We start from the raw sequence: 2,605 nt of genomic DNA on the forward strand, positions 1-2,605 counted from the left end.
ATCGCGCACAAGAGTCACCACGCCACCGGGCAGGACGAGAAATACAGGGTGCTGCCCTACCCCGAACTCTACATCGACGCGGGCTTCCGCTCGGCGCAGGAGGTGCTGGAGGCCGGGATCGATATCGGCACGCCGATCGTCTACGCCCCGAGCGTCACGGAACTGGCCAACGGGCGCATCGCCGGCACGTCGGTCGACGACCGGGCGGCCTGCGCGGTGATGATCGAGGTGGCCAAGGCGCTGCTCGAGGTGAAGAAGCGCCCGACGGTGCATTTCGTGTTCTCGGTGCAGGAGGAGTTCAACCTGCGCGGGGCGATCACCGCGGCGCAGGTGCTGATGCCCGACGTGGCGATCCAGCTCGACCTGATCCTCGCCACGGACACGCCGGACATGGCGGCGCGCGGCGACGTGAGGCTGGGCGGCGGACCTGCCATCTCGCTCTACTCGTTCCACGGCCGCGGCACGCTCAACGGAACATTGCCGCATCCGGCCATGGTGACGCTGTTCGAGCAGAGCGCGCAGGCGAGGAAGCTGCCCTTGCAGCGCAGCGCCCATATCGGGGCACTGACCGACCTGAGCTACGTGCAGCTGGTCGGCCAGGGCGTGGCGTCGATCGATGTCGGCTTTCCGATGCGCTATTCGCACTCGGCGCTGGAAGTGTGCGACCTCGCCGACCTCGAGCAGCTGCGGGAGCTGCTGGTCGAGGCGCTGCCGCGGATCGACAAGGATTTCAGCCTCGACAGGGACGACTACGTCTGATGCGCTACTATCTCGGGATCGATATCGGGACGTTCGAGTCAAAGGGCGTGCTGGTCGATTCCGACGGCCGGATCGTCGCCCAGGCGGCGCGGCCGCACAAGATGCTGGTGCCGCAGCCGGGCTGGGCGGAGCATCGCCCGCGGGAGGACTGGTGGGGCGATTTCTGCTTTCTGTCCAACAAGCTGATCGCCGACAGCCGGGTGGCGCCGACCGACATCAAGGCGGTGGCGGCGAGCGCCATCGGGCCGTGCATGCTGCCGGTCGACAAGGATGGCGAGCCGCTGATGAACGGCGTGCTCTACGGCGTCGATACGCGGGCGGCCAAGGAGATCGCCGAGCTCACCGATCGGATCGGCGAGGCGGTGCTGCTCGAGCGGTGCGGCAATGCGCTGACCTCGCAGTCGGTCGGCCCCAAGATCCTGTGGCTCAAGCGCAACCGCCCGGACCTCTTCGCGCGGACGGCCAAGGTGCTGACCTCGACGACCTACATCGTGCAGCAACTGACCGGCCGCCACGTCATCGACCACTACTCGGCCGCGAATTTCTCGCCGCTCTACGACGTCGGCAGGCTCGGCTGGACGGACGACCTGGCGGACGACATCATCGGCCTCGAGGGGCTGCCGGAGATCCTGTGGACCACCGAGGTCGCCGGCGAGGTGACGGCGGCGGCGGCGGCCCAGACCGGGCTCGCGGCCGGAACGCCGGTCACCACCGGGACCATCGATGCCGGTGCGGAGGCGCTCAGCGTCGGCGTGCTCGATCCGGGCGACATGCTGCTGATGTATGGTTCGACCATCTTCATCATCGAGATCACCCCCGTGCGGGTGCCGGACGCGCGGCTGTGGTACGCGCCGTGGTTCTTCCCCGGCCAGCATGCCGCGATGTCGGGGCTGGCGACCTCGGGCACGCTCAGCCACTGGTTCCGCGAGCAGTTCGCCAAGGAACTCGACCCCGAAACCGCCGTGGTGACGCTGGCCCGCGAGGCGGAGGGCTCGCCGCCCGGCGCCAACGGGCTGGTGCTGCTGCCGTACTTTTCCGGCGAGCGGACACCGATCCACGACACCGGGGCCAAGGGCGTGCTGTTCGGGCTCGATCTCACGCACACGCGCGGCGACATCTACCGCGCCGTGTTCGAGGGCATTGCCTTCGGAACACGGCACGTGTTCGAGACCTACGCCGATGTCGGGCAGGCACCGCGCGCCATCCTTGCCGCCGGCGGCGGCACCAAGAACCGGGTGTGGTCGCAGGCGACCTCGGACGCGTCGGGACGCACGCAGATCGTGCGGCAGAAGACGGTGGGGGCATCGTACGGGGACGCCTTCATCGGGGCCCTGGCCATCGGCGACGCGCGGCCGGGCGATATCCGGACCTGGAACCCGATCGAACGGGAGATCTCGCCGGATGCCGGGCTCAGCGGGCTGTATGACCGGCGGTACCGGGTATTCCGGGAATTGTACGAGCGCAACAAGGACCTGATGCGGGGGCAGTGAGGACCCGCAAACCCCTCCGCGGAGGGTGGCGGTGGCGCGACGCGAGACCGCTCGCCTCACAGCATCGCCACTGCCCCTCACCCGCCCTGCTGCGCAGGGCACCCTCTCCCTCAAGGGGAGAGGGAAGACAGGAGAGATCGATGACCACCCCCTACGCCCAGGCCCTCGACGAACTCGGCGCCGTGATGGCGAGGCTCGATGACCATGCGGTCGAGCACGCCTGCCGGCTGGTCGAGGAGGCCGACAGGATCGTTCTGCACGGGCTGGGACGCGAGGGCCTGCAGGTGCGGGGGTTCTGCATGCGGCTGTTCCACATGGGGCTGAACGTCTCGATGGTGGGCGACATGACGACGCCG

General features: G+C 68.8%; 2 protein-coding genes and 1 pseudogene. All 3 read left to right on the forward strand.

All coding sequences use genetic code 11. The features are described from left to right. The coding region (locus ACE3TU_RS21225) for a M42 family metallopeptidase (RefSeq protein WP_374627850.1) at positions 1-759 on the forward strand (759 nt) is incomplete at its 5' end. Next, entirely contained in the window at positions 759-2,249 is a 1,491-nt protein-coding gene (locus tag ACE3TU_RS21230; RefSeq protein WP_374627851.1) for an FGGY-family carbohydrate kinase, read from the forward strand. The genes ACE3TU_RS21225 and ACE3TU_RS21230, both read left to right, overlap by 1 nt. Positions 2,250-2,389: 140 nt before the next feature. Beyond that, positions 2,390-2,605 (forward strand): annotated as a pseudogene (locus ACE3TU_RS21235) (6-phospho-3-hexuloisomerase); the annotation flags it as partial.

Origin of the sequence: Devosia sp., assembly GCF_041917035.1 — a bacterium.
Classification (GTDB): domain Bacteria; phylum Pseudomonadota; class Alphaproteobacteria; order Rhizobiales; family Devosiaceae; genus Devosia_A.

Excerpts from the sequence above, each read along its gene's own strand:
- ACE3TU_RS21230 (WP_374627851.1), top strand. The coding sequence starts at position 759 with ATGCGCTACTATCTCGGGATCGATATCGGGACGTTCGAGTCAAAGGGC.